The 22,511-nt window shown below is 70.6% G+C and carries 19 protein-coding genes; 7 read left to right on the top strand and 12 right to left on the bottom strand.

All coding sequences use genetic code 11. From position 1 onward, the window contains the following. Window positions 1-9 precede the first annotated feature (9 nt). From AFR_RS07930 to AFR_RS48350, 3 genes are all read left to right on the top strand, one after another. Complete coding sequence (locus tag AFR_RS07930; RefSeq protein WP_023359385.1) at window positions 10-786, top strand: enoyl-CoA hydratase-related protein; 777 nt, start codon at window positions 10-12, stop codon at window positions 784-786. Between the two features lie 37 nt (window positions 787-823). Continuing rightward, on the top strand, window positions 824-1,684 hold the full coding sequence (locus AFR_RS07925; RefSeq protein WP_063749527.1) for a hypothetical protein: 861 nt from the start codon (window positions 824-826) through the stop codon (window positions 1,682-1,684). Between the two features lie 157 nt (window positions 1,685-1,841). Beyond that, window positions 1,842-3,485 carry a PAS domain-containing protein gene (locus AFR_RS48350; RefSeq protein WP_023359383.1) on the top strand — a complete coding sequence of 548 codons (1,644 nt, stop codon included), beginning with the start codon at window positions 1,842-1,844 and terminating at the stop codon, window positions 3,483-3,485. 1,330 nt (window positions 3,486-4,815) lie between these two features. Here the strand turns inward: AFR_RS48350 and AFR_RS07915 are convergent. From AFR_RS07915 to AFR_RS07900, 4 genes are all read right to left on the bottom strand, one after another. Then, the gene (locus AFR_RS07915; protein WP_023359382.1) at window positions 4,816-5,094 is read right to left on the bottom strand and encodes a GlsB/YeaQ/YmgE family stress response membrane protein; all 279 of its coding nucleotides are present in this window, start codon (window positions 5,092-5,094) and stop codon (window positions 4,816-4,818) included. A gap of 80 nt (window positions 5,095-5,174) precedes the next feature. After that, on the bottom strand, window positions 5,175-7,049 hold the full coding sequence (gene lepA, locus AFR_RS07910) for a translation elongation factor 4 (RefSeq protein ID WP_023359381.1): 1,875 nt from the start codon (window positions 7,047-7,049) through the stop codon (window positions 5,175-5,177). Window positions 7,050-7,169: 120 nt separating this feature from the next. Further along, window positions 7,170-7,985 carry an MOSC domain-containing protein gene (locus AFR_RS43445; protein WP_202963978.1) on the bottom strand — a complete coding sequence of 272 codons (816 nt, stop codon included), beginning with the start codon at window positions 7,983-7,985 and terminating at the stop codon, window positions 7,170-7,172. 64 nt (window positions 7,986-8,049) lie between these two features. Continuing rightward, the gene (locus AFR_RS07900) at window positions 8,050-8,583 is read right to left on the bottom strand and encodes a DUF4240 domain-containing protein (RefSeq protein WP_023359379.1); all 534 of its coding nucleotides are present in this window, start codon (window positions 8,581-8,583) and stop codon (window positions 8,050-8,052) included. A gap of 52 nt (window positions 8,584-8,635) precedes the next feature. On the opposite strand from AFR_RS07900, the gene AFR_RS07895 reads away from it, so the two are divergent. Together AFR_RS07895 and rpsT are read left to right on the top strand one after the other, a co-directional pair. Continuing rightward, window positions 8,636-9,604 carry a phosphotransferase family protein gene (locus AFR_RS07895; RefSeq protein WP_023359378.1) on the top strand — a complete coding sequence of 323 codons (969 nt, stop codon included), beginning with the start codon at window positions 8,636-8,638 and terminating at the stop codon, window positions 9,602-9,604. A gap of 148 nt (window positions 9,605-9,752) precedes the next feature. Beyond that, window positions 9,753-10,019: a 30S ribosomal protein S20 gene (gene rpsT / locus AFR_RS07890; protein WP_023359377.1), complete on the top strand. Its 267-nt coding sequence runs from the start codon at window positions 9,753-9,755 to the stop codon at window positions 10,017-10,019. A gap of 343 nt (window positions 10,020-10,362) precedes the next feature. Here rpsT and AFR_RS07885 read toward each other — a convergent pair whose 3' ends face one another. The 6 genes from AFR_RS07885 to AFR_RS47680 form a co-directional block, all read right to left on the bottom strand. After that, a complete protein-coding gene (locus tag AFR_RS07885) occupies window positions 10,363-10,914 on the bottom strand; it encodes a hypothetical protein (protein ID WP_023359376.1) in 552 nt (183 codons plus the stop codon). Further along, window positions 10,911-11,894, bottom strand: coding sequence for a DNA polymerase III subunit delta (gene holA, locus AFR_RS07880; RefSeq protein WP_041841901.1), 984 nt, complete (start codon window positions 11,892-11,894; stop codon window positions 10,911-10,913). The genes AFR_RS07885 and holA overlap by 4 nt, the downstream gene beginning before the upstream one ends. Window positions 11,895-12,243: 349 nt before the next feature. Beyond that, window positions 12,244-14,655, bottom strand: a complete 2,412-nt coding sequence (locus tag AFR_RS07875) for a GH92 family glycosyl hydrolase (protein ID WP_041841900.1) — start codon at window positions 14,653-14,655, stop codon at window positions 12,244-12,246. 101 nt (window positions 14,656-14,756) lie between these two features. After that, window positions 14,757-15,491 carry an SDR family oxidoreductase gene (locus AFR_RS07870; RefSeq protein WP_023359373.1) on the bottom strand — a complete coding sequence of 245 codons (735 nt, stop codon included), beginning with the start codon at window positions 15,489-15,491 and terminating at the stop codon, window positions 14,757-14,759. A gap of 71 nt (window positions 15,492-15,562) precedes the next feature. Continuing rightward, window positions 15,563-17,638 (bottom strand): ComEC/Rec2 family competence protein, encoded by a 2,076-nt coding sequence (locus tag AFR_RS07865; protein ID WP_438829924.1) that lies wholly within the window; start codon window positions 17,636-17,638, stop codon window positions 15,563-15,565. Window positions 17,639-17,970: 332 nt separating this feature from the next. Next, complete coding sequence (locus AFR_RS47680) at window positions 17,971-18,840, bottom strand: ComEA family DNA-binding protein (RefSeq protein ID WP_438829937.1); 870 nt, start codon at window positions 18,838-18,840, stop codon at window positions 17,971-17,973. 516 nt (window positions 18,841-19,356) lie between these two features. Here AFR_RS47680 and AFR_RS07855 point away from each other — a divergent pair. Together AFR_RS07855 and AFR_RS07850 are read left to right on the top strand one after the other, a co-directional pair. Beyond that, the gene (locus tag AFR_RS07855; RefSeq protein WP_023359370.1) at window positions 19,357-20,145 is read left to right on the top strand and encodes a putative protein N(5)-glutamine methyltransferase; all 789 of its coding nucleotides are present in this window, start codon (window positions 19,357-19,359) and stop codon (window positions 20,143-20,145) included. Window positions 20,146-20,175: 30 nt separating this feature from the next. Next, window positions 20,176-21,222, top strand: a complete 1,047-nt coding sequence (locus AFR_RS07850; protein WP_023359369.1) for a DUF1444 domain-containing protein — start codon at window positions 20,176-20,178, stop codon at window positions 21,220-21,222. On the opposite strand, the gene AFR_RS07845 is transcribed toward AFR_RS07850, so the two are convergent. Together AFR_RS07845 and AFR_RS07840 are read right to left on the bottom strand one after the other, a co-directional pair. Next, a complete protein-coding gene (locus AFR_RS07845) occupies window positions 21,219-22,070 on the bottom strand; it encodes a DegV family protein (protein ID WP_023359368.1) in 852 nt (283 codons plus the stop codon). The two genes, AFR_RS07850 and AFR_RS07845, sit on opposite strands and share 4 nt — an antisense overlap. A gap of 24 nt (window positions 22,071-22,094) precedes the next feature. Further along, the gene (locus AFR_RS07840) at window positions 22,095-22,478 is read right to left on the bottom strand and encodes a hypothetical protein (RefSeq protein ID WP_041840688.1); all 384 of its coding nucleotides are present in this window, start codon (window positions 22,476-22,478) and stop codon (window positions 22,095-22,097) included. Window positions 22,479-22,511 lie beyond the last annotated feature (33 nt).

Genomic DNA, 22,511 nt, shown 5'->3' with positions numbered 1-22,511 from the left:
GGTTCCGGCATGGAGCTGGTCCGCACCGCCACCGACGCCGGGGTGACCACCGTGACCCTGGACAGCCCGGCGAACCGTAATGCCCTTTCCACCCCGTTGATGCGCGAGCTGCTCGACGCGCTCGGCGCCGCGGTCACCAACACCTCGGTCCGCGCGGTGGTGATCTCGCACACGGGTCCGGTCTTCTGCTCGGGCGCCGATCTGAAGGAGACCGCCGAGGCCCGCGAGACCGGCCGCATACCGGCTGAGCTGCTCGGCGACGTGCTCGCCGCGATCTGGGAGTTCCCCAAACCCGTCCTGGCCCGGGTGGCCGGTCCCGCCCGTGCCGGCGGCCTCGGCCTCATCGCCGCCGCCGACCTCGCCCTCTGTACGCGGGAAGCCACGTTCGCCTTCTCGGAGGTGCGCCTCGGGGTGATCCCGGCTGTGATCAGTGCCACCGTCCTGCCCCGGCTGGCACCCCGCGCCGCGGCTGAGCTCTATCTCACCGGCAACGTCTTCGACGGCGTACGCGCGGCCGAGATCGGGCTCGTCACCGCGGCTGTGGAGGCCGGCGAGCTGGATGCGGCTGTCACGGCGTACACGGAAGCTCTGGTCCGTGGGGGTCCGCTGGCGCTGGCCGGCACCAAGCAGTTGCTGCGCCGGAGGCCGGCCGAGACGATCCGCGCCGACCTCGCCGAGCTGGCCGAACGCTCGGCCGGCTACTTCCGGTCGGCCGAGGGACGCGAGGGTGTGACGGCCTTCCGGGAGAAGCGCCCGGCATCGTGGGTGCCGGTCACGCCGGAGTAGAGCACTCGTTGTTTACGCTTGTCACCTGACGGAGGGAGTGTGCGTGCGGAGAAAGCCTGTTGTCCTGGTGGCTCTGCTCGCGCTCGTCGGCGCCCTCGGCGTGTTCGTGGCCGTCAACTCGGTCGGCGGGAAGCTGACCCTGCCGCACCTCGGCCCGGAGTGCACCGTGCGCGCCGACGGTGAGGTCACCCTCGACCTGGTGCAGATGGCCAACGCCGCGACCATCACCGCGGTCGGCGTGCGGCGCAAGATGCCCGAACGCGCCGTGGTGGTCGCGCTGGCCACCGCGTTCCAGGAGTCGAAGCTCGAGAACCTCGAGGACGGCGACCGGGACTCCCTCGGCCTCTTCCAGCAGCGGCCCAGCCAGGGGTGGGGCACCCCGGAGAAGATCCAGGACCCCCGGTACGCGGCGGGCAAGTTCTACTCGTCGCTCAAGAAGGTCAAGGGCTGGCAGAAGATGCGGGTCACCGACGCGGCGCAGAAGGTGCAGCGCTCGGCCTACCCGAACGCGTACGAGAAGTGGGCCGACGAGTCCGAGGTGCTCGCCAAGGCGCTGACCGGCGGCGCCACCAGCGCGGTCGAGTGCACGATCAGCGGCGAGCCCGTCCTGCGGGGCGCCGCCGCGGCGACCGCCCTCGCCGACGGCATGCGGCTCGACTGGGGCAAGAGCCTCGACTCGGTCGAGTCCGCGACCGACGGCGGCCTGTCCGTCCCGGTCAAGGACGTCAAGACCGGCTGGCGGTACGCACACTGGCTCGTCGCGCACGCCGGGACCACAGGTCTCGAACGGGTACGTTTCGCCAGTTCGGAGTGGACCGCCTCCGACGGCAGGTGGCAGCCCGTAACCGGCGACCAGCCCGCGGACAGCACCACCGTGGTGGCCGAAGTTTTCCGCTGACCAGCTCATCGATGGGCGTGAGCAGGTAAACCCGTGATTTGTTTTCGCATTCATCTTTATTCACGTTGCTCACTGTGGTGACGGAAATGTTCCCAGGTCATAGCGCTGCGTATACATCGACATGGACAGGCAAGACCACGACTGGTACTAGTTAGTCGTGCTCCAAGCCATCGAATGGATCCTTCTGGGAGCCGCGAGCATCACCGCCGTCGTTCTCGGGATCAGCCGTCACAGGCCCGCCCGGATCGGCCCGTGGTTGCTGCTCGCCGCCGCTGTCGCCTCGCTCGCCATCGGTGACGTCTTCTACGCCCTCGACCGCATGGCCGTCGCCGACGTCTCGTACCTGTCGATGTTCGGCTTTGTCGTGCTGGCCCTGCTGCAGCTCACTCGCGTCGGCGCGATCCTGATGAACCGCACCCGCCTCATCGACCTGAGCGCCCTGGCCTGCGCCACGCTGCTGGTCATCTGGGTCTTCGTGATCGGCGACAGCGGTCAGTTCGGCAACATCTCGGCGGCCGACGTCATCGGTGGTGTGCTCCTGGTCGGCGTGGCCGTGCGCCTGATCGTGGCGGCCTGGTTCAACTGGTCCGCGGTCCTGCTCGGCGTCGGCGCCCTCGGCATGCTGGCCAGCGACATCCTCTACCCGCTGGCGCCCGGCAGCGTGACCGAGGCCGGATACATCGTGCTCTACCTGGCCTGGGGCGGCGCGGCACTGCACCCGTCGATGGCGCGGCTCACGAGCCCCACGCCCGCGCAGCCGCCCCCGTGGCAGGGCCGCTGGGCGGCGCTGCTCGGCCTCTCCGTGGCGACACCACCGCTGGTCCTGCTGATCGAAGCCGTGTCCGGCCAGGTCCGCGACGGCGTGGTGATCGCCCTGGCCGGTGGTCTCACCCTGGTCCTGACGTTCACCCGCCTCGCCGACTCCGTCACCCAGACCAGTCAGGCCCTCACCCGCGAACGCGCCCTCCGCGAGGCCAGCGCCGTCCTGGTCGCCGCCACCGACGACGCCTCCGTCGACGAGGCCGTCCGCGCCGCAGTGGCCCAGCTCCTGCCACCCCACGAGGTGAAACGCGTCGTCTTCGCCACCGACGACCGCCAGCTCACCCTGGAAGCACTCCCCGCCGCCCCCACCGGCCCCCGCGCGCGAAGCTGGTGGCTGGACGAAAAAACCGCGTCCTCCGACGACGCCACCCTGGTCTGTCCCCTGTGGCTGGAACCCCTGGCGGTCGCCCGCCCGAACGGCGGCGCCCTGGTCCTCTCCGGCCGCAAAGACATGCTCACCGCCACCCGCGACGCCCTGGAGGTCCTCGCCGGCCAGGCCGCCCTGGCCCTGGACCGCATCTCCCTGGTCGAAGCCGTCGGCCGCCGCGACAGCGACCTCTACCTGCGCGCGGTCATCCGCAACACCGCCGACGTCATGCTGGTCATCGACGAGGACCAGCAGATCCGGTACGCCAGCCCCGCCCTCCGCGAACTCCTCGGCGTCGAAGAACTCCCCCCGTTCGCCACCCTCCACGATCTGGTTCACCCCGACGACCGCGGCCAGGTCCGCCGAGCCCTCCGCGACCAGGGCGACGGGGTGGTCTACTGCGCCCTCCAACGCCCGGACGAACGCCAGGTCCTGGTCGAAGCCACCTACCGCGACCTCCGCGAAGACCGCCTCGTCCAGGGCTACGTGGTGACAATGCGCGACGTGACCCGCTCCCACGACCCGGTCGAGCAGGTGCCCCACCTGGAGCACGTGGACGAACTCCCGGCCTGGGTCAACCGCCGCAGCGCCCAGCACAAATTCCGCTACTGACGGGACCGCAGCGTCCCTGGCGCTCGGGCCGGCTTGAGAGTTCCGGGTCCTAGTTCCCAGGCCTGACCCTCGGAGTTCGAGGCCTGACGTCGTCCGCGGGCGGAATGCCGACGGTCTCGTCCAGCGGCATGAGCGCCGCCCGTGCCGGAGATTCGAAGCCGCGAAGCTGGAGTTCGAGGCCCGAAGCTGGAGTCGAGATCGAGCCCCGAGGTTAGGTCCGAGATCGAGATCGAGATCCGAAGTCCGAGATCCAGGTTCGCGGTTCGCGGTTCGCGGTTCGGGGTTCGCGGTTCGCGGTTCGCGGTTCGCGGTTCGCGGTTCGCGGTTCGCGGTTCGCGGTTCGCGGTTCGCGGTTCGCGGTTCGCGGTTCGCGGTTCGCGGTTCGGACCCGGGTTCGGGTTCGGGCCGAGTCGAGGTCAGAGGCTTTATTCGAGGCCCAGGCCGGGGATCCGAGGGCCAGGGGTCCGAGGGCCGAGGTGTGACGCCGGGGCAGCGTGCACAAACTGGCCATCCACCGGCTGCGGCTTTGTCCGAGGCGAAAGCCTAGAGCCGGAGGCTCGGGGCCGGGGTCGGCGGCGCGGCCTGAGTCCGAATCGAGGCCAGATCTGAGACCCAAGCGGGGGCCGAGATCCCGAACGGCGGGGGAAAGGACCGTGCCCGCCACTGCGACCGCGACCGGCCTGAACCAAAGGCAGGAAGCTCGACCAAAGTTAGGCCTGACGCCCTAACGAGGCCGAGGTCCCGGCCCGACGCCCGGATCAGAGCTGTGAGGCCTCAGATCCACGACCCGGAGTCCTTAGCCGAGATTCGAGGCCCGAGAACTTGGCATGATCAACACAACATCAGCGATGTTGGGCCATCACGGGGTCCGAACCTGGAGAAAAGGTTCGGAGGCCAAAGCCGATTCGCGCGGGCTCGAGATCCGCGGTTCGGTTCGGTTCGGTTCGGTTCGGTTCGGTTCGGAGCCGAAGCCCGAGACCTGACGCCCAAGACCCAGGCCCAACACCCAGGCCCGAGACCCAAAGCTAAGCCCCAAGACCCAAAACCGAGGCCCGAGGCCCGAGTTCTTAGATCTGAAGTTGGGGTTCGGGTGTGGGAGCACGGAGCTGGCAGGGCCCGGGCTTCCGTTCATGAGCCGCCAGGCGATTGGATGCTCGGGCCCGTTCTCGGCGGGAGCGGCGGTCAGCACCATGCACGGACCTACGAAATCATTCGAAGTGCTACCTGTCGGCGTTACCTGGCGCTGCGTCTCGCCGGCCGCAGAGAATGTAATTGCACAGCAAAACCCCGGACCCTCTTGGCGAGGATCCGGGGTTCTGGGTGGTGCGAGTTAGCGGACGCTGCGACGACGACGGCCAGCCGTGCCGGCGACCAGGGCGACGCCGATGGCGGCGAGGACGACCTGGAAGGCCAGCTCGATCCAGTCGATGCCGCCGGTCTTGTCGACGCCGATGGCGCGGGCCAGGACCGTGCCGAGCAGGGCCGCTACGACGCCGATGACCATCGTGAGCCAGATCGGGATGTTCTGCTTGCCGGGCACGACCAGGCGGCCCAGGGCGCCGATGATCAGGCCGACGACGAGTGCGACGAGAATGCTGGTGACGGTCATGGGGAGTCTCCTCGGGGGTAGAACAGTTGTTGCGTTCGTCTGACCCCAGTGTTCCCGGACTCCCCGAAAACCAAACCGCCCTATTTTTTGGTTTTGTTGTCGCCTGAGTCGGACGTCGACAGTGCGGCGATGAAGGCCTCCTGCGGGACCTCCACACGGCCGACCATCTTCATGCGCTTCTTGCCTTCCTTCTGCTTCTCGAGCAGCTTGCGCTTCCGGCTGATGTCACCGCCGTAGCACTTGGCAAGGACGTCCTTGCGGATGGCGCGGATGGTTTCGCGGGCGATGATGCGGCTGCCGATGGCGGCCTGGATCGGCACCTCGAACTGCTGCCGCGGGATGAGTTTTTGCAGCTTGGAGGCGATGGTGACGCCGTAGTTGTACGCCTTGTCCTTGTGGACGATCGCGCTGAACGCGTCGACGGGCTCGCCGTGCAGCAGGATGTCGACCTTGACCAGGTCGGCGACCTGCTCGCCGGAGGGCTCGTAGTCCAGGGACGCGTAGCCCTTCGTCTTGCTCTTGAGCTGGTCGAAGAAGTCGAAGATGATCTCGCCGAGGGGTAGGGTGTAGCGGAGTTCCACCCGTTCGGTGGACAGGTACTCCATGCCGAGCAGCTGGCCGCGGCGGCTCTGGCACAGCTCCATGACCGCGCCGACGAACTCGTTCGGGACCAGGACGGTTGCCCGGACCACCGGTTCGTGGATCTCGGCGATCTTTCCGTCGGGGAACTCGCTCGGGTTGGTGACGACGTGCTCGGTGGCGTCCTCGGTGAAGAGCCGGTAGACGACGTTCGGCGCGGTGGAGATCAGGTCCAGGTTGAACTCGCGTTCGAGCCGCTCGCCGATGATCTCGAGGTGGAGCAGCCCCAGGAAGCCGCAGCGGAACCCGAAACCGAGTGCGGCGCTGGTCTCCGGCTCGTAGGTGAGCGAGGCGTCGTTGAGCTGCAGCTTGTCGAGCGCGTCACGCAGCGCAGGGTAGTCGGAGCCGTCGATCGGGTAGAGGCCGGAGTAGACCATCGGCCGCGGGTCGGAGTAACCGCCGAGGGCCTCCTTGGCCGGCCGCTGGTTGTTGGTGACCGTGTCGCCGACCCGGGACTGGCGGACGTCCTTCACACCGGTGATCAGGTAGCCGACCTCGCCGACACCGAGAGCGCCGGCCTTCTCCATCTCGGGAGAGACGACGCCGATCTCGAGCAGCTCGTGCACGGTGCCGTTGGACATCATCTTGATCTTGTCGCGGGCCTCGATGCGGCCGTCGATGACGCGGACGTAGGTGACCACGCCGCGGTAGACGTCGTACACCGAGTCGAAGATCATGGCGCGGGCCGGGGCGGTGGCGTCACCGACCGGCGGCTGGAACTGCCGGACAACCTCGTCGAGCAGGTGCGCGACACCCTCACCGGTCTTGCCGGAGACCCGCAGCACGTCGTCGGGCTCGCAGCCGATCAGCTTGGCGAGCTCCTCGGCGTACTTCTCGGGCTGCGCGGCCGGCAGGTCGATCTTGTTGAGCACCGGGATGATGTGGAGGTCGTTCTCCATCGCCAGGTACAGGTTGGCGAGAGTCTGCGCCTCGATGCCCTGCGCGGCGTCCACGAGCAGGACAGCGCCCTCACAGGCGGCCAGGCTCCGCGAGACCTCGTAGGTGAAGTCGACGTGGCCCGGCGTGTCGATCATGTTCAGAACGGCGGTGTCGCCCTGCCGGCCGCCCTCACGGACCACCCAGGGCATCCGCACGGCCTGGCTCTTGATCGTGATGCCACGCTCGCGCTCGATGTCCATCCGGTCGAGATACTGCGCACGCATCTGCCGCGGGTCGACCACCCCGGTGATCTGCAACATGCGGTCGGCCAGGGTCGACTTCCCGTGGTCGATGTGCGCGATGATGCAGAAGTTGCGGATGCGACGAGGATCGGTCGCTCCGATGATGTTCACGCCGGGGTCGAGCGGTCCAGGCACGATCGTCCGTTCTTCTCAAGCGGGCTGGTTCTCCACAGGCGGCCGGCCTTCTCAGCCTGACCACCACCGGCGAGGACGCCGGCCACGTCTATCGTCCCACGTCGCCGGCGAACGCTCGGATCACACCCGGTCGAGCGCCACGTGCGGGCCCGGAGGCAGGTCGACGGTGATCGCATCCCCGGGCCGGATGGTGCCTCCCCGCAGAACCACGGCCATGACGCCGGCCTTGCGCACGATGCGGCCGTCCGGGCTTCGTCCGAGCACCTGTTTGAGCAGGCCCGGCTGGTAGCGATCGATCTGCACACAGGGGTTCCGCAGCCCCGCGATGATCACCGCCGGTCCCTGGCTCTCGCCGTCGGCCCGGTCTCCGGGCTGTTCTTCGGTGGCCCCGCTCTGGTCGGCGGCTTCGATGCGGGCGGCCAGAATTGCCACCGCTGGGGCGATGTGGGGTTCGAGGGTGGCCTTTGCGGCGGCCTCGAGGACAACCGCCGCGCCTCCGGGCGGCCCTTCGACCTCGAACAGCCCGTCCGCGACGAATCGAGGGGCGGCCGGCGCTGCGGGAACGGAGGTGGTCACGGACCCCGCGGGTGGGTCGAAGTGCAGGATCGTGCCGACCGGGAGACCGAGGAGGTCGATCCCGGTGGTGGTGACGTTCTCACCCAGGCCACCCGCCGGCACCTCGTGACCCTCCGGCCGGACCTCGTCGTGCAGCTCCGCGTGGATGAGGTGAACCTGGCGCAGATTGGGCTGCTGCGGGTCCGTGGCGACCCGGCTCCGGTGGCGAACCGTCACCCCCGCGTGCACGTCGCCGACAACGCCGAGACCCGCGACCAGAGTGATCTCGCCACGCGTCGGCTTGGTGAACGAATAGACGTCGTTGCAGCTCACTGCTGCGACAGCACCCTGCATGCCCGGCTCTCCCTCGTGACCATCCATGCGCCCGATTCTGCTGACGCGCCGACGCCCGCTCGACCCGATTTCCCGCCAGGTGGCGGGGCGCTCAGTCCGGCGGCTCCAGAAAGAGTGCGGAGAGGCGGGGCAGGCGTTTCTGCATCTCCTCCTCGTTGTCGAAATCCCACAGCATCGCCGCGTCGGGGCGGTTGGGTGCCGTCTCCTTCGAGGGGAGCTCGGTGCCGGTGGCCTGCTGGTAAGCCTCGCCCGCGATGGTCAGGACCTCTTCGGCCTCAAAAACTGCACCGGTCGAGGCGGCGGCCTGGACTGCAGGGAGATCGGCCAGCGAGTCGGGGTCGGGAACCGCGCGCGCGACCACGTCCCGGCCGTTGGCGATCAGCCATCCGCGGAAGTTGTCGAAGCCCTCGTCCGACGCGCCGCCGTTGATCAGATAGGCCGCGGCCCAGAGGTCTTCCTTGCCCGAGGCGGCCATGACCTTGTCCAGGTGGCGGCCCCAGGCCTCGATCTCGTCGGGGTCGCGGGTGGCCAGCTCGGCGATGGCACGTTTGGCCACCTCGTCGGGCGAACCCGGCCGGTCGGCGGTCGCCCGGTCGATGACCGCCCAGAAGTCGTCCGTTCTCATGGGCACAGCCTGCCAGCCGGGTACGACAAAAACGGGGAGGCAGGATGGGGGCATGCGTGTGGTCTCCCTGCCCGACGTCGCTTACGGCGCTACGGCCGTACGCCCGGATTGGACCGATCTGCCCGCCGCCGTGCGGGATGCGGTGAGCTCGCGGCTCGGCGGGCCCGTCACGGCCTCGGCCAGCGCGGGCGGTGGCTTCACCAGGGCGTTCGCCGCGCTGGTGACGACGGCGGACGGCGCCCGGGCCTTCGTGAAGGCCGCGCCGCTCAGCGAACCGATCTCCGACTGGTACGCCCGTGAGGCGGCCATCACAGCCGCACTGCCCTCGGAGGTCCCGGCGGCGCGACCGCGGTGGACGCTGCAGGCCGGCGGCTACTACGTGCTGTGTCTCGAAGCCGTCGACGGCCACGTGCCCAACCTGCCGTGGACGCCCGCCGACCTGGCCGCGGCTCTCGAGGCCTGGCGGGTCTCGGCGGAGGCGCTGGCGCGGCCGTCGGCGGAGTTGCTGGGCCTGGGGCTGCCGCCGCTCGGCGCCATCGTGCGGGACGAGTTGTCGTGGTGGTCCGAGATCGCGGCCGGGCGTGCGCCGCTGCCGCCCGTACCGGATTGGGTGCCCGGAAGGCTCGGTGAGCTGGCCGCTCTGGAGCAAGGGCTCCCGGACCTGGTTGCCGGGCCCGGCATGCTGCACGGCGACCTGCGCGTGGACAACGTGCTCCTGGACGCGTACGGGAGAGCCAGGCTCTGTGACTGGACCTGGCCGTGTCTCGGTGCGCAGTGGTTCGACACGGTGACGCTGCTGGTCACGGCGTACGCGAGTGGCCTGGACACCGACGCCGCGCTGGCACCGTGGGACCCGCCGCCGGACGGGGTGGACGGGGCGCTGGCCGCGCTCGGCGGATACTGGCTGACGCGGGCGGCCGGCGGTCCGAGCAGTGCTTCGCCTCACAGTCGCCAGCATCAGCGCTTCAGCGGGAACCAGGCGCTGGCGTGGCTCGCCGAACGTCGCGGTTGGGCCGTCTAGCTGGGCTTTTGCCATCCGCCCGACCTAGCGATTTGGGCGGCGCCGAGCGGGCCTGATACATTGGTTCGTCGCGTGTGGTGACGTTGCTTCCTGCTGTGTCTCCACCGTCCGTGCACATCATCCGAACTAGTCAGGACAAGGCTGTCGCGTGGCGAACATCAAGTCCCAGATCAAGCGCAACCGGCAGAACGAGAAGGCCCGGCTGCGCAACAAGTCGGTCAAGTCGTCGCTGAAGACCGTGATCCGCAAGCTGAACGAGGCGAGCGAGGCCGGCAACAACGAGTCGGCTACCGCGCTGCTGCGTGACGCCTCGCGCCAGCTCGACAAGGCTGTTAGCAAGGGCGTCATTCACAAGAACCAGGCGGCGAACCGGAAGTCGGCCATCGCCAAGCGGGTCGCCTCGCTGTCTGCCTGACCGCAGGCTGGTCATCGACCACACCTCAAGGCACCGCAGGACCTTCGGGTCCAGCGGTGCCTGAGTTGTTTCCAGGGTCGGCCGGCTCGACGTCGCACCACGCGCGACCGAATCGCGGAGGCCGCAAATCCGAGGCCGGCGCAGGAACCGGCTGGTCGGTCGACAGGCCGAGGCTCAGTCAGCAGGCCACGGCTTGGTCACCAGGCGACTCGGTCACCAGGCCGCGGCTCAGTCAGCAGGCCGCGGCTCGGTTCGGCAGGCCGCGGCTCGGTTCGGCAGGCCGCGGCTCGGTTGGCAGCAGCCACCGACCCGGCTCACCGGTCGGTGGGCGCGGCTCGGGGCGTCACTCGTAGCGGCGGGCGGCCGACTGGCGGGCGCGTTGCTGCGGCTCGTCGAGCTGCTCCGCCCGCTGTCGCGCGACCGGCGGGCCGTTCAGTGCATTCGCGTCGATCGCGCCCATCGGCGGTGGTGTCCATTGATCACCGATCGGGCCGCCCGGCACCGCAGCCGTCTGCGGGCGCAGCGCCGCGGGGCGCAGAGCCGGTGCTTCAGCGCGCGCAGCCGCGATCACCGAAGCCGGCAGCCGGACGGTTTTCGACCCTCGAGGCTTGGCCTGGCGTTCGGCGGGCGGCGTGGCCGGGGTGCGGATCAGGGATCCCGCCACCACGTCGTTCAGCTTGACCATGACCGCGACCGTCAGCGGCAGGACGAGCACACCCCACCAGCTGACCAGTTCGGCCAGGGCCAGCAGGATGCCCAGGGCGACGGCCCCCTCGAGGAACACGAAGCAGAGGAAACCACCGGGCGCCAGGTATTGCAGCCCGAGCATGCGGGCGTAGAGCGGCTGCTGACGGGCCTCGTCGCGGGACAGACCGGCGCGGCGGGACCGGGTCATCGGGCACCTCCGGAGTGGCGCGCGGCGGCGACGGCAAAAACGGCCTGCTCCAGGGCGTAGCCGCGGTCCTCGGCGCCACCCTTGACCGCGGCGTTGCAGTCGGCGGCTGCGCGCATCGCGTCGACCAGGGCCTCCGGGGTCCAGCCGCGGCTGCGTTCCTGGGCCTTCTGGATCTTCCAGGCGGGCATGCCGAGGGAGCTGGCCATCTGGTACGGGTTGCCGCGGCCCGCCGAAGCCACCCGCGCCACCGTGCGGACACCGTCGGCGATGGCGTCGGCGATCGGCACCGGGTCGACGCCGACGTGCAGGGCCCAGCGCAACGCTTCGAGGGCGCCGGGCAAGTCGCCGACCATGGCCGCGTCGGCCACGGCGAAACCGCTGACCTCGGCGCGGCCCTTGTAGTAACGCGCGACCACCGCCGGGCTGATCTTGCCGTCGGTGTCGGCGAGCAGCTGTGAGCAGGCCGCCGCGATCTCGCGGAGGTCGGTGCCCACCGCCGCGAGCAGCGCCGCCGCCGACTGCTCGTCGCAGCGGCCTCCGTTGCGCCGGAACTCGTCACGGACAAAGGCGATCCGCTCGCGGTCACCCTTGAGCTTGGCCACGGGCACGACGGTGGCGCCGGCGGTGCGGAGACCGTCCGCAAAGGCCTTGCCCTTGGCACCGCCCGGGTGCGCGACGATCAGCGTGACATCGGGATCGGGATTTTTCGCATAGGCCAGCAGGGCGGCGGCGAGGTCCTTGCGCGCGTCCTGCCCGCTACGGATCACCAGCACCCGCCGGCCGCCGAACAGCGACGGGCTGAGCATCTCGGCGACCTCACCGGCGCTGAGGGCACCCGCCTCGTACTCACGGACGTCGGCGCCGGGCTCCTCCGCCCGCGCCGCGTCGACCGCCGCGGTGATCGCCCGGGCGGCCAGCAGCTCCTCGTCGCCTTGGACGAGCAGTAAGGAGGCGGGAGGCGCGGTGTTCACGTCCGAAATCTTCGCACGAAGGTCTGACGCTTTCGCACGGCTCACTCCTTAGCGCCGGGCTCGAAGCACACAACGCGAAACCCGACATATCGGTGAACCACCATGCGCTCCGGACCGTAATGGTTCTCGATCAGGCTGAATGTCTGCCTTGCGCCGCCGGCCCGCGCCGACGCAGATCCGAACCGATCGCCCGGGGTCGAATCGCACGCTCGGACTAATCCGGGCGTGTCGTCCTACCCACCTTCGGATTGCCACGGTCACTGCATGTCACCAACCGTCGCTCCCGCGGACACCGGGCCCGGGTGTCCAATCGCCTGGCGGCTCATGAACGGACACCCGGACCCTGCCAGGTCCGTGCTCAGAAATCCCGGGGCAGGTCGGACGGCGCGGTCGCCCAGGTCTTGTTCGCGGTGGGGCCGAGCTTGAAGGTCACCGTGCCGCCACGCTGCAGGTAGGACTCCGGCAGCCACGACCGCCGCAGCGCCGACCCGTTGAGCTGGACGCTCTGCACGTACTTGTCGGTGGTGCCGGCGTTGATCGTTAGCTTGACGCCGTTGCTGCGGCCGATCACCACACGGGTGAAGACCGGGCTGCCGAGGAGCAGCTCCGCACGCCCCGGCACCTGCGGGAACATGCCGATCGCCGCGAACACGTACCAGGCGCTCATCGTGCCCAGGTCGTCGTTGCCGGGCAGGCCGCCGGGCCCTGTCCCGTACGCGGTGTCGACGATCTGCCGCACTGTCTCCTGGGTCTTCCAGGGTTGTCCGAGACCGTTGTAGAGCCAGGGCGCGTGGATGCCGGGCTCGTTGGTCGGGTCGTAGCGCAGGGCGTTGCCGCCGAGGACCGCCCAGTTGCCGTTCTCGTCGTGGAAGAAGCCGTCGAGCCGTGTTGCCGCCGCCGGACGGCCGCCCATGAGCGTGGCCAGCCCGGACACGTCCTGCGGCACCATCCACGTGTACGTCGCACTGGAGCCCTGCGCGAAGCCGACGTCCGTGGCCGGGGTGAAGCCGCTCTGCCAGCTCCCGTCCGCCCGCCGCGCCGCCTGGTACCCGACCGCAGGGTTGAACGTGTTCTTCCAGTAGTCACCGCGCGGCAGCAGCTGGCGGTACAGGTCGTTGCGCCCGGTCCGCTGCGCCCACATCGCCAGCGAGAAGTCGGCGAGGGAGTTCTCCAGCGTCTCCGCCGCACCGCCCCAGCAGTGGCAGATGTCGTTCGCCGCGTACTTCAGCGCCAGGTACGTGTTCAGGGTCGGCCGCTGCCCCAGGCACTGTCCCGGGCAGCCAGCGTCGGAGAGCGCGTCCGGGTTCTGCACCGTCGCCTGCTTGACCAGCGACGTGAGCGCGCCGTCGACGTCGAAGTTGCGCGCACCCATCGCGTAGTACGTGGCCAGCGTCGGCGCGGCCGGGTCACCCGTCATGACGTGCGTGGGGGCGCCGAGGTGCAGCCACCGGTCCCAGATGCCGTTGTTCTGCGCGGCGAAGTCGAGCATCGACTGCGCCATGTCACCGGCGACGTCGGGCCGCAGCAGGGCCAGCAGCTGGATCTGCGCACGGTACTGGTCCCAGCCCGAGAAGGTCCCGTACGCCGCTCGCTGCCCGGCCCGGATGCTGTGCACCTGCAGGTCAGCACCGAGGTAGCGGCCGTCGAGGTCGTTCATGGTCTGCGGCTGCATCAGCGAGTGGTAGACCGCGGTGTAGAAGGCACTCGTGCGGGCCTCCGTGCCACCACCGACCTGGATGCGCTTCAGTTCGGTGTTCCACGCGTCCCGGGTGGCAGCCGCGACGGAGTCGACGGTCGCGGCGACAGGCACTTCCGCGTCACGGTTGGCCGCGGCGCCGGCCGCGCTCACGTACGAGATCCCGACCCGCATCCGCACGTCGCCGCCGGTGGCGGTGTCAAAACCGACCCAGCCGCCCGAGCCCTTGCCGGCCCGGTCGGCGCCGGTGAGATAACCCTCTCCCCCGGTCGTGGTGGTCCCGCCCGGCGTGACGGTCGCGTTCTGCCACGTCCCGGTACGCGCGAAGTCGCGATCGAACGCAGCACTGAAGTACAGCCGGTAGTACGACCGCCGGTTCGGGTTGGTGGCCCCGCCACCGTTGCCGCGCCGCCCGCAGAAGCCTCCGGTCAGCACCGACCCGGTCACCGTACGGGTGGCGGCGTCGATGGTGATCTGCGCGTCCTCGCTGCCGTTGAGCGAGTTCGAGGTGCGGAACAACAGATTCGCCGCCGAGCCCGCGGGGAACGCGAAGTTCCCGATGCCCGCCCGCGTGCTCACGGCCAGATCGGTGCGTACGCCGTTGTCCAGCCCGACGGTGTACCGGCCGGGGCTCGCCGACTCGTTGGCGTGCGAGAACGTCGACGCGTACTGCTGGTCGCGGGTGTCCGCGGTCGGCGAGGTCGTCACGTCTCCCACGTACGGCATGATCGGCACGTCGCCGGCCGCTCCCGGGCTGCAGCCGGCGCCGTTGACGTGGGTGAGGCTGAAGCCGCGCAGCTTGGTCACGTTGTAGTCGTAACCGTTCGACGCCGGCGCGGTGGTCTGGTCGCCGGTGGTGTTCGTCGGGCTCCACGCGATCATGCCGAACGGCCGTGTCGCACCGGGCCAGGTGTTGCCGCCGCGTGTGGTCCCGACAAACGGGTCCACATAGCTCGCCGGGTCACCGACCAGCGGCACCGGAGCGGGTGCGGCCACGACCGGCAGCGCGGGGGCGAGCGTCACGACCAGGACCGCCCCCACGGTCCCGGCCAGCACGGCACGTACACGGGACATCGACATGCGTCAGCCTTTCCGAGGTTACGCAGACATTACGACGACCTTGATGATCACCGATACAGCTCAGTCCGGCCACGGCGTGAACGCTGCGCGAACCGTCATCGGCGCCCCTCGCCGAGCCACTGCTCGAAGGTCAGCACGCCCCGGGATCCGGGTCCGGTGGGCAGCAGGCCACCGGAGGCCATCGGTCCCGGCAACCACAGCGGAACGACCGGACGCCGCCGGCTGCCACCGGCCCGGATGAGCCGCCGCGCCATGTCGACCAGCGACTCGACCTGCGGCCCGGCCAGGTCGGGCGCGGCCTTCTGCGGCTCGCCGGCCACGATCTCGACGAGCGCCTCGGCGACCTCCCGGACGGCGATCGGCTGCACGGTCATCCGCGGCACCACCGCCAGCGGGCCACGCACCCGCTCCAGCAACTGCCCGGCGAACTCGTGGAACTGTGTCGCCCGCAGCACCGTCCACGGCACAGGTCCCTCCCGGACGACCTGCTCCTGGTGCAGCTTCCCCTGGTAATAGCCCGTCTTGACCCGGTCGACGCCGACGATCGACAGGGCGACGTGGTGCCGCACCCCGGCGCGGGCGGCGGCGTCGAGCAGGTTGCGCCCGGCCGTGCCGAAGAACCGCATCGCGACGTCACGGTTCATCGTCGTCACGTTGCTCACGTCGATCGTCGCGTCCACCCCGTCGAGCGCGGCGTCCAGCCCCGCGCCGGTCATCAGGTCCGCACCCGCCGACCGGGCCAGCACCACGGGCTCGTGTCCGGCGGCCGTCAGCACCTCGATGACGTGCCGTCCCGTCAGCCCGGTGCCGCCTGCCACTGCGACCTTCATCGCTGCCTCCTTCGTTCATCGTGCTTCCGAGAGCAAGGACGAGCCGCCCCACGACGATGTGACAGCGCAGGTCAGGGCGCCGGCGGGTCCCCCCGGGCGACAACCGCCAGCCCGTCACCCACGCTGACCGCGGCCAGGTCACCCCCTTCATCGGTACGCAGCACACGCGCCCCACCCCGGCTGAGCCGCGCGAGCAGCCCGGCGTTCGGGTGCCCGTAGTCGTTGCCGAGCCCCACGGAGACGAGCGCCACCGCGGGATCGACGGCGTCGACAAACTCCGGCAGCTGGTACGCGCTGCCGTGGTGCGCGACTTTCAGCACGTCGGCGCGTACGGCGGCGGGTCCGAGGTGGTCGAGGAGTTCCTGCTGCTCCTCGGTCTCGGCGTCACCGGGCAGCAGCACCGTCCGCCCACCGACCCGCGCCCGGAGCACCAGCGAGTTGTTGTTCGGGTCCGAGTTAGTGCCCCGCAACGGCTCGTACGGCCCGACCACGGTCACCTCGAGGCCACCCACCGCGTACGACCAGCCGGGCTTGACCGCCAGCACCGGCGTACGCGCACCGGCGGCCTGCGCGGCGACCAGCGCGCGCCCACCGGGCGGCTCGGGCCAGTCGGGTGTGATGACGGCCGACACGGTCCTGTTCCGGAAGACGCCGGCCACCCCACCGATGTGGTCCACATGAAAGTGACTGACCACAAAGAGCACAACGTGCCGCACCCCGAGCCGCCGCAGACAGTGGTCGACCGGTGTCGGCTCCGGCCCGGCGTCCACGACCACAGCCCGTCCCGCCCCCGCAGGCAACACCACGGCGTCCCCCTGCCCCACCGCACAAGCGACGACCAGCCAGCGCGGCGGCGGCCAGCCCGACGCCAGCACGCGTACGGGCAGAGTCCCGAGCATCGCCCCCACCGCCAGCACGGCAACCAGCCGCCGCACCACGGGCCGCCGCGCGGCGAGGAGCAACGCCACCGTGACCACACCCAGCAGCACCGCCCCCAGCACCCCACCGGGCCACGGCAGCGCACCGGCAGGCACCCGCGCGCCGTAGGTCGCAACAACAACCAGCCAGCGGGCGGGCCACTGCCCGACCCACGCGGTGAACTCGGCTCCCGCCGGCCAGATCGGCGACAGCACGGCGGCGGAAACCCCGAGCAGCGTCGCGGGCGCGATCGCCGGAACCACCAGCAGGTTCGCCGGCACCGCGACCAGACTCACCGATCCCGAGATCCCGGCCACGACGGGGCCGCACGCAACCTGCGCGGCGGCGGGCACGGCCAGGGCTTCGGCCGCACCGGGCGGCCATCCACGACTCCGCAACGCGTCGCGCCACTTAGGAGCGAGCAGCAGCAACCCGCTCGTGGCCAGCACGGACAAGGCAAAACCCACATCACCGGCCAGCTCAGGGTCGACAACAATCAGTACGGCGACACCGGCGGCCAGCGCGGGCAATGCCGCCCGAGGACGCCCCGCCGCCAGCCCGAGCAGCCCGATCGCGCCCATCGCCGCAGCCCGCACCACACTCGGCGACGGCCGCGCCAGAATCACAAAGCCGACCAGCGCCACCGCACAGACGACCGCGATGACAACGGGCCCGGCCCGCGTCCACCGCACGGCGAAGAGCACTACACCCAGGATGATTGCCACATTTGCCCCACTTACGGCGTTCAAATGGGTCATCCCGGTCTCGCGAAAGTCTTCCTCCAACGCCGGATCGAGTCGGCTGGTGTCCCCGACGACAAGCCCGGGAAGCAGCCCGCCGACATCGTCGGGCAGCGGCGCGCACGCCCGTTGCAACCCGGCCCGCAGCACACCGGCCGCCCGCTGCGCCCACGACGAACGCCCCTGCAACTCCGGCGGGTCCTTGACCGACAGCACCGCGGCCTTCAGGTCACCACCGCGCGGTGCCATCAACCGGCCCGTGGCCAAAACCCGCTGCCCCGGCAGCAGCACCTTCCAACCAGGATCGGACCCGAGCACCAGCCCACGCGCCTCGAGCCGCACCCGCGGCGCGCCGTCCGGATGCACCGCGGTGAGATCAACCGAAACCAGATAGGTGGGCGGCAACCCCGGCGACCCCCGCAAAGCCCGCGGATCATCCCGCACCACAAGCTCCACCCGTACGCGCGCCTCCTCCTCCACAAGCGCCACCAAAGGCCCCGCCTCCCGCACACTCACCCGCGCCGCGGTCGCAACAGCCCCGCACCCACACCCGAGCAGAGCGGCCACGACCACCCACCTCACCGCCCCCACATCGAGACCAGTGCGCTCGCGGGGTGACTGACCCGGGCCACGACGAAGTCCAGCCAGGACCGTCCCGCCTGCCGCTGCAAGAGCTACGCCGCCGATGACAAGTCCCATGCGGGCGGACAGATACAGCGAGGCAAGCGAAGCAAGCCAGAGAGCAACCGCAAACCCAGCCAGCCGAAGGTCCGGCGGCCGGCGATCCGGCGCACTGAGTTCCGGTGAACGGGGACGGGTGGTCACACCGTCACCAGGTCTTTGAGCTGGTCGAAGCGGCTGGTGCCGATGCCCTGCACCTTGCGGAGATCCGCGACGGCCTTGAAACCACCCTGGGCGTCCCGGGCGTCGAGGATGCGCTGGGCCAGGACGGGGCCGACGCCGGGGAGGGTGTCGAGGTCGGCCAGGGTGGCGGTGTTGAGGTTGACCGGGCCCGCCCCCGGCTGACCGGGTCCGGCCGGGGCGGCCGGTCCGGCGGCACCGGGCGGGAGGGGGACGCCGACCATGATGAGTTCGCCGTCGGTTACTTTGCGGGCCAGGTTCAGGGGTGCGACGTCCACGCCGGGGTTGGCGCCGCCCGCGGCCTTGAGGGCGTCCGCGACGCGGGCTCCGGGCGGTAGCTGCACGAGGCCGGGCTTGCGGACCTTTCCGCCGACGGCCACCACCACCTCGACCGGCCCGGAAGCAGCTGTGGACCCGCTGATGTCGGCAAACGGCGCGTCCGTGGCCACGGAGTCGACCACCGGCGGCACGACTGGGTCGACACGCGGTCGCGCACGCCAGGCCAGGAACGCAGCGACCAGCACCACGATCACCGCAACGGCGGCCAGTGCCCGCGCGCCGCGTTTGCCCGGATCGAAGGCGCCCAGCCGTGATCGCGGCGCAGCGTCGAACGCTCCGGCCCCGGTGAGCGGATCTTCGAAAGCGTCGGAGTCGAGGTCGTCGACGCCGAGAGAAGGTCGGCCGGTCAGAGAGGGGCCGGCGGGAGAAACGCCGGGCGGTGAAAGGTCCGAGGGCTCGCTTCCGTAGGGAGACGGCGGACGGATCTGGCGGCGTGCGCTCGTCTCGGCCGCCGCCCACGCCGGGCGGTAGGCGAGCTCCTCGGGAGTCATCGCACGCGGCGCTGGTGCCGGCGGCTCGTCCGGCCGGCCGGGATCGTCGGGCTCGAGCGTCACGTCGTCGGGCCATCCCGGCAGCAGGTCGTTCCAGGTCAGCGGTGGTCCTCCCGGCTGCGGCCACCCGGAACCAGCAGGCCCTTCGGAAGCAAGCGAAACAGGCGGCACCGAACCGACGGACGCCGCCGACAGCGTTCCCGGCCGCGCCACCGCAGTGGGTGCAGGAAGGCCGGACGAAGCGGAAGGCGCAGGAGCCGCGCGAACAACTCCGGCTTCACGATCAGGTATCGAGCCCGGCGCCCCGGCCCAGGGCGAGCCCGCCGGGTACGACGAGGCGGCACTCTCGCGTACCGGGGAAGGGACCAGGAGGGTCCGCAGTCTGGCGCTCGCATCGGGGTTTCGCACCGGCCGAAGTTAGGACTTCCGGCCTCTCCCCCGCCCACCTCGCTGTGGATAACCCGGCCTTGTGGATAACCGCTGTCCCGCCCGCCTTCCGTGCTATGAGATGGGTCCGTGACTGCTTCCGATCTGACCGATGCCGTCCGGCGGCTCCGGGCCGCCGGCTGTGTTTTTGCCGAGGATGAGGCCGCCGTGCTCGCAGCCGCCGCGCAGGACGCCACGCACCTCGATGCCTTGATCGAGAGGCGGGCGCAGGGTGAGCCTTTGGAGCAGGTTGTCGGCTTCGCGGATTTCTGCGGTGTGCGCGTGAAGCTGCGTCCCGGCGTTTTTGTCCCGCGGGTCCGCAGCGGGCTCCTCGTGCGCACCGCCGCCGCCGAGGCCGGGAAGACCGTTGTCGACCTTTGTTGCGGTTCCGGGGCGCTCGGCCTGGCCTTGCGGCACCAACGACCGGACATCACCCTCTACGCCGCGGACAACGACGAGGCCGCCGTCGAGTGCGCTCGCGACAACCTCGTCGGTGACGTCTTCCTGGGTGACCTTTTCGAGGCGCTGCCGGCAGCGCTCAGGGGGCACGTCGACATCCTGCTGGCCAACGTCCCCTACGTCGCGACCAGGCACATTCCGCTGCTACCGGCCGAGGCGCGGGATCACGAGCCGCACAACGCCCTGGACGGGGGAAACGACGGGCTCGACGTCTTCCGGGCTGTGGTCGCCGGAGCGGCCGCGTGGCTGGCGCCCGGCGGCCTGCTGCTCTCGGAGATCACCGAGGCGCAGATCACCACGGCCGTCGATGTCGTACGGGCGGCCGGGTTGCATCCGGCTCTGGTCGAGGACGATGACCTGGATGCGCGGGCGGTCACCGGCCGGCGGACCGAGGTTCCGGAGGGCGCTGCGCTGCGATAAGGTCGGCCGCCGGTGAGAGGGGGACGGGGCGTGGGCCTGTTCCAGAGAGTCGCCCGGGCACGTCTGGCCAGCCAGGTCATCAGGCGTCTGCGCCGTGCCGGGGTCGCCGACGCCCGCTATCACTCGGCCACGTTCTCCGTGCGGTTCACTCCGGAGGGCGACCCGGTGCCGACCGTGTTGCGGCTCGACGGTCTGCTGGCCCAGCGGGGCCGGGGACGGCGGGCGCGGGTCGACCGTTTTGTCGGCGGTTTCCTGCGGCATCCGGGTCTGCCGGCGACGTGGGAAGAGGCGAAGCCGCTGCTGCGCCCCGTGCTGCGGGGTGCCACCACACCGGCGGACGTCAGTGCGCCGCTGAGCCGGCCCGCCCTGCCGTTTCTCTCCGAGTTCGTGGTGGTGGACCACCCGGACACGATGACCTACGTCGCGGCCGATCACGGCTGGGGTGTGGAGCCCGGTGAGGTGTTCGCGGCGGCCCGGGCCAATCTGTCCGCGGCGACGCTGGTCGGGTCGGCCACCGAGCCGATGGTGGTGCAGTTCGTCGACGACGGGGATGCCTACTGGACGTCGCATCTGCTGCTGGACGGGTGGCTGGCCGGGCTGGCCGGTCAGGTCGGGGGGCGCCCGGTTGCTTTTGCGCCCGAACGCGGTTCGTTGCTGGTCACCGCGGATGGCAGCGACCACCTGCCACGGCTGTTCGCGCAGGCGGAGGCCGCTTACCTGGACTCACCGCGGGCGATCACCCCGATGGCCTACGTCAGCGACGACACCGGCCGCACGGTGCCCTACCAGGCCGGGCGGGGCTCCCCGTACGAGATCTGTGTACGCCGCGCCGAAGCCGTCCTCGCCGCCAAGGAGTACGCCCGGCAGGCCGAGCAGTTGCCCCTGGCCGCCGAGCTGCTGATCGCCGACGACGGCCGCACCCGCGCGCTGTGGCCCAAGGACGAGCCGGCCCTGCTCCCCAAGGCCGACGAGGTGCAGTTCGGCGACACGATCCGTCCGTGGTCGGAGGTCGAGCCCCATCTGACACCGACCCCGCTGACACCACGACGCTGGCACGGGGAAGCCTGGCCGGGTTAAGGGACCCGTCGGTGCACGACCACACCTGCGACGCCGGGGCCGACGTGGGCGGCCACGACCGCCCCGATCTCGGTGATGTAGCAGTCGCGGAGCCGGTCGCCGAGGCGCATCGTCACGGCGTCGGCCAGCGCTCCGGCGCGGTCGTGGGCGCCGAGGTGGTGCACCGCGATGTCGACGTCGCCGTCACCGGACGCTTCGACAGCCAGATCGACGAGCCGGGCGAGGGCACGGCCGGCCGTGCGGACCTTGTCGCGGACGACGATCGAGCCGTCCACCACGTGCAGGATCGGCTTGACGGAAAGTGCGGTGCCGAGCAGGGCCGAGGCCGCGCCGATCCGGCCGCCGCGCCGCAGGAACTCCAGCGTGTCCACGTAGAACAGCGTGCTGACCTGGGCGGAGTGGTCGGCCGCGGCCCGGCGTACCGTGTCGAGGTCCGACCCGCCGCGGGCCGCTGTGGCGGCAGCGAGCGCGGCAAATCCCAGGCCCATGCCGGTTGTCCCGCTGTCGACGACCTGGACCTGCGGTCCGATCTCGGCCGCCGCCAGGGTCGCGGCGTCGAACGTGCCGGAGAGCTGGGACGACAGGTGCACGGAGACGATGCCGTCCGCGCCGGCCTCCAGTAGTTTCCTGTACGCCGCGACGAACTGCGACGGCGCGGGCCGGGAGGTGCTGACGGCGACCCGTCGCTGACCGAGCGCACGGGCGACCTCGGCCGGCGAGATCTCGAGGCCTTCGAGGCCCTCGGCGCCGTTGATGACAACGGTGAGCGGGACGACGGTGAGGTCGTACGTCCCGCTCAGCTCGGACGGCAGGTACGCGGTGGAGTCGGTGACGACCGCGACGGGCATGCGGGCACCGTAGCCGATGAACCTTTAATTCGCGCGGATGGAGCTCACGACGAACGGCGTGCCCTGCTGGCAGGTGGTCATCATGCCCTGGGCGGCACGGCCGGTGACCGTGACGGAGGCGCCGTCCTTGGCGACCGACTTGAGCGCCGCGTCGTCGAAGATCAGCAGGTGGTCGTCGAGGAGGAGGCAGTTGGGCTCGACCCCGGCGGTGATCGTGCCGGAGAGGGTCTTGCTGCCGGTCTCGGTGGGCTTGCCGGCGCTGGGCTCTTCCGTGGGGACGGCGGAAGAGGGGACGGCGGAGGCGGGGGCGGGAGCGCCGGCGGGCTCGGCGGAGTCCGCGGAGCCGTTGGCGCACCCTGCTAGGGCCAGGATCACCAGCAGAGGCAGAGTGAGGCGTCGAATAGTCATGGTGGCTTGGACGCTACCCACCCGCTGGGTCGT

This window comes from Amorphoplanes friuliensis DSM 7358 (genome assembly GCF_000494755.1).
In the GTDB taxonomy this organism is placed as follows: domain Bacteria; phylum Actinomycetota; class Actinomycetes; order Mycobacteriales; family Micromonosporaceae; genus Actinoplanes; species Actinoplanes friuliensis.
Note: the sequence above shows the minus strand (reverse complement) of the source record. Positions and strands in the feature narration are given on the sequence as shown.

Excerpts from the sequence above, each read along its gene's own strand:
- AFR_RS07930 (WP_023359385.1), top strand. The coding sequence starts at position 10 with ATGGAGCTGGTCCGCACCGCCACCGACGCCGGGGTGACCACCGTGACC.
- AFR_RS07870 (WP_023359373.1), bottom strand. The coding sequence starts at position 15,491 with ATGAAGGTCGCAGTGGCAGGCGGCACCGGGCTGACGGGACGGCACGTC.
- AFR_RS47680 (WP_438829937.1), bottom strand. The coding sequence starts at position 18,840 with ATGACTCCCGAGGAGCTCGCCTACCGCCCGGCGTGGGCGGCGGCCGAG.
- AFR_RS07900 (WP_023359379.1), bottom strand. The coding sequence starts at position 8,583 with ATGAGAACGGACGACTTCTGGGCGGTCATCGACCGGGCGACCGCCGAC.
- AFR_RS07895 (WP_023359378.1), top strand. The coding sequence starts at position 8,636 with ATGCGTGTGGTCTCCCTGCCCGACGTCGCTTACGGCGCTACGGCCGTA.
- AFR_RS07915 (WP_023359382.1), bottom strand. The coding sequence starts at position 5,094 with ATGACCGTCACCAGCATTCTCGTCGCACTCGTCGTCGGCCTGATCATC.
- AFR_RS07885 (WP_023359376.1), bottom strand. The coding sequence starts at position 10,914 with ATGACCCGGTCCCGCCGCGCCGGTCTGTCCCGCGACGAGGCCCGTCAG.
- AFR_RS07875 (WP_041841900.1), bottom strand. The coding sequence starts at position 14,655 with ATGTCCCGTGTACGTGCCGTGCTGGCCGGGACCGTGGGGGCGGTCCTG.
- AFR_RS07845 (WP_023359368.1), bottom strand. The coding sequence starts at position 22,070 with ATGCCCGTCGCGGTCGTCACCGACTCCACCGCGTACCTGCCGTCCGAG.
- AFR_RS07840 (WP_041840688.1), bottom strand. The coding sequence starts at position 22,478 with ATGACTATTCGACGCCTCACTCTGCCTCTGCTGGTGATCCTGGCCCTA.
- AFR_RS43445 (WP_202963978.1), bottom strand. The coding sequence starts at position 7,985 with ATGGATGGTCACGAGGGAGAGCCGGGCATGCAGGGTGCTGTCGCAGCA.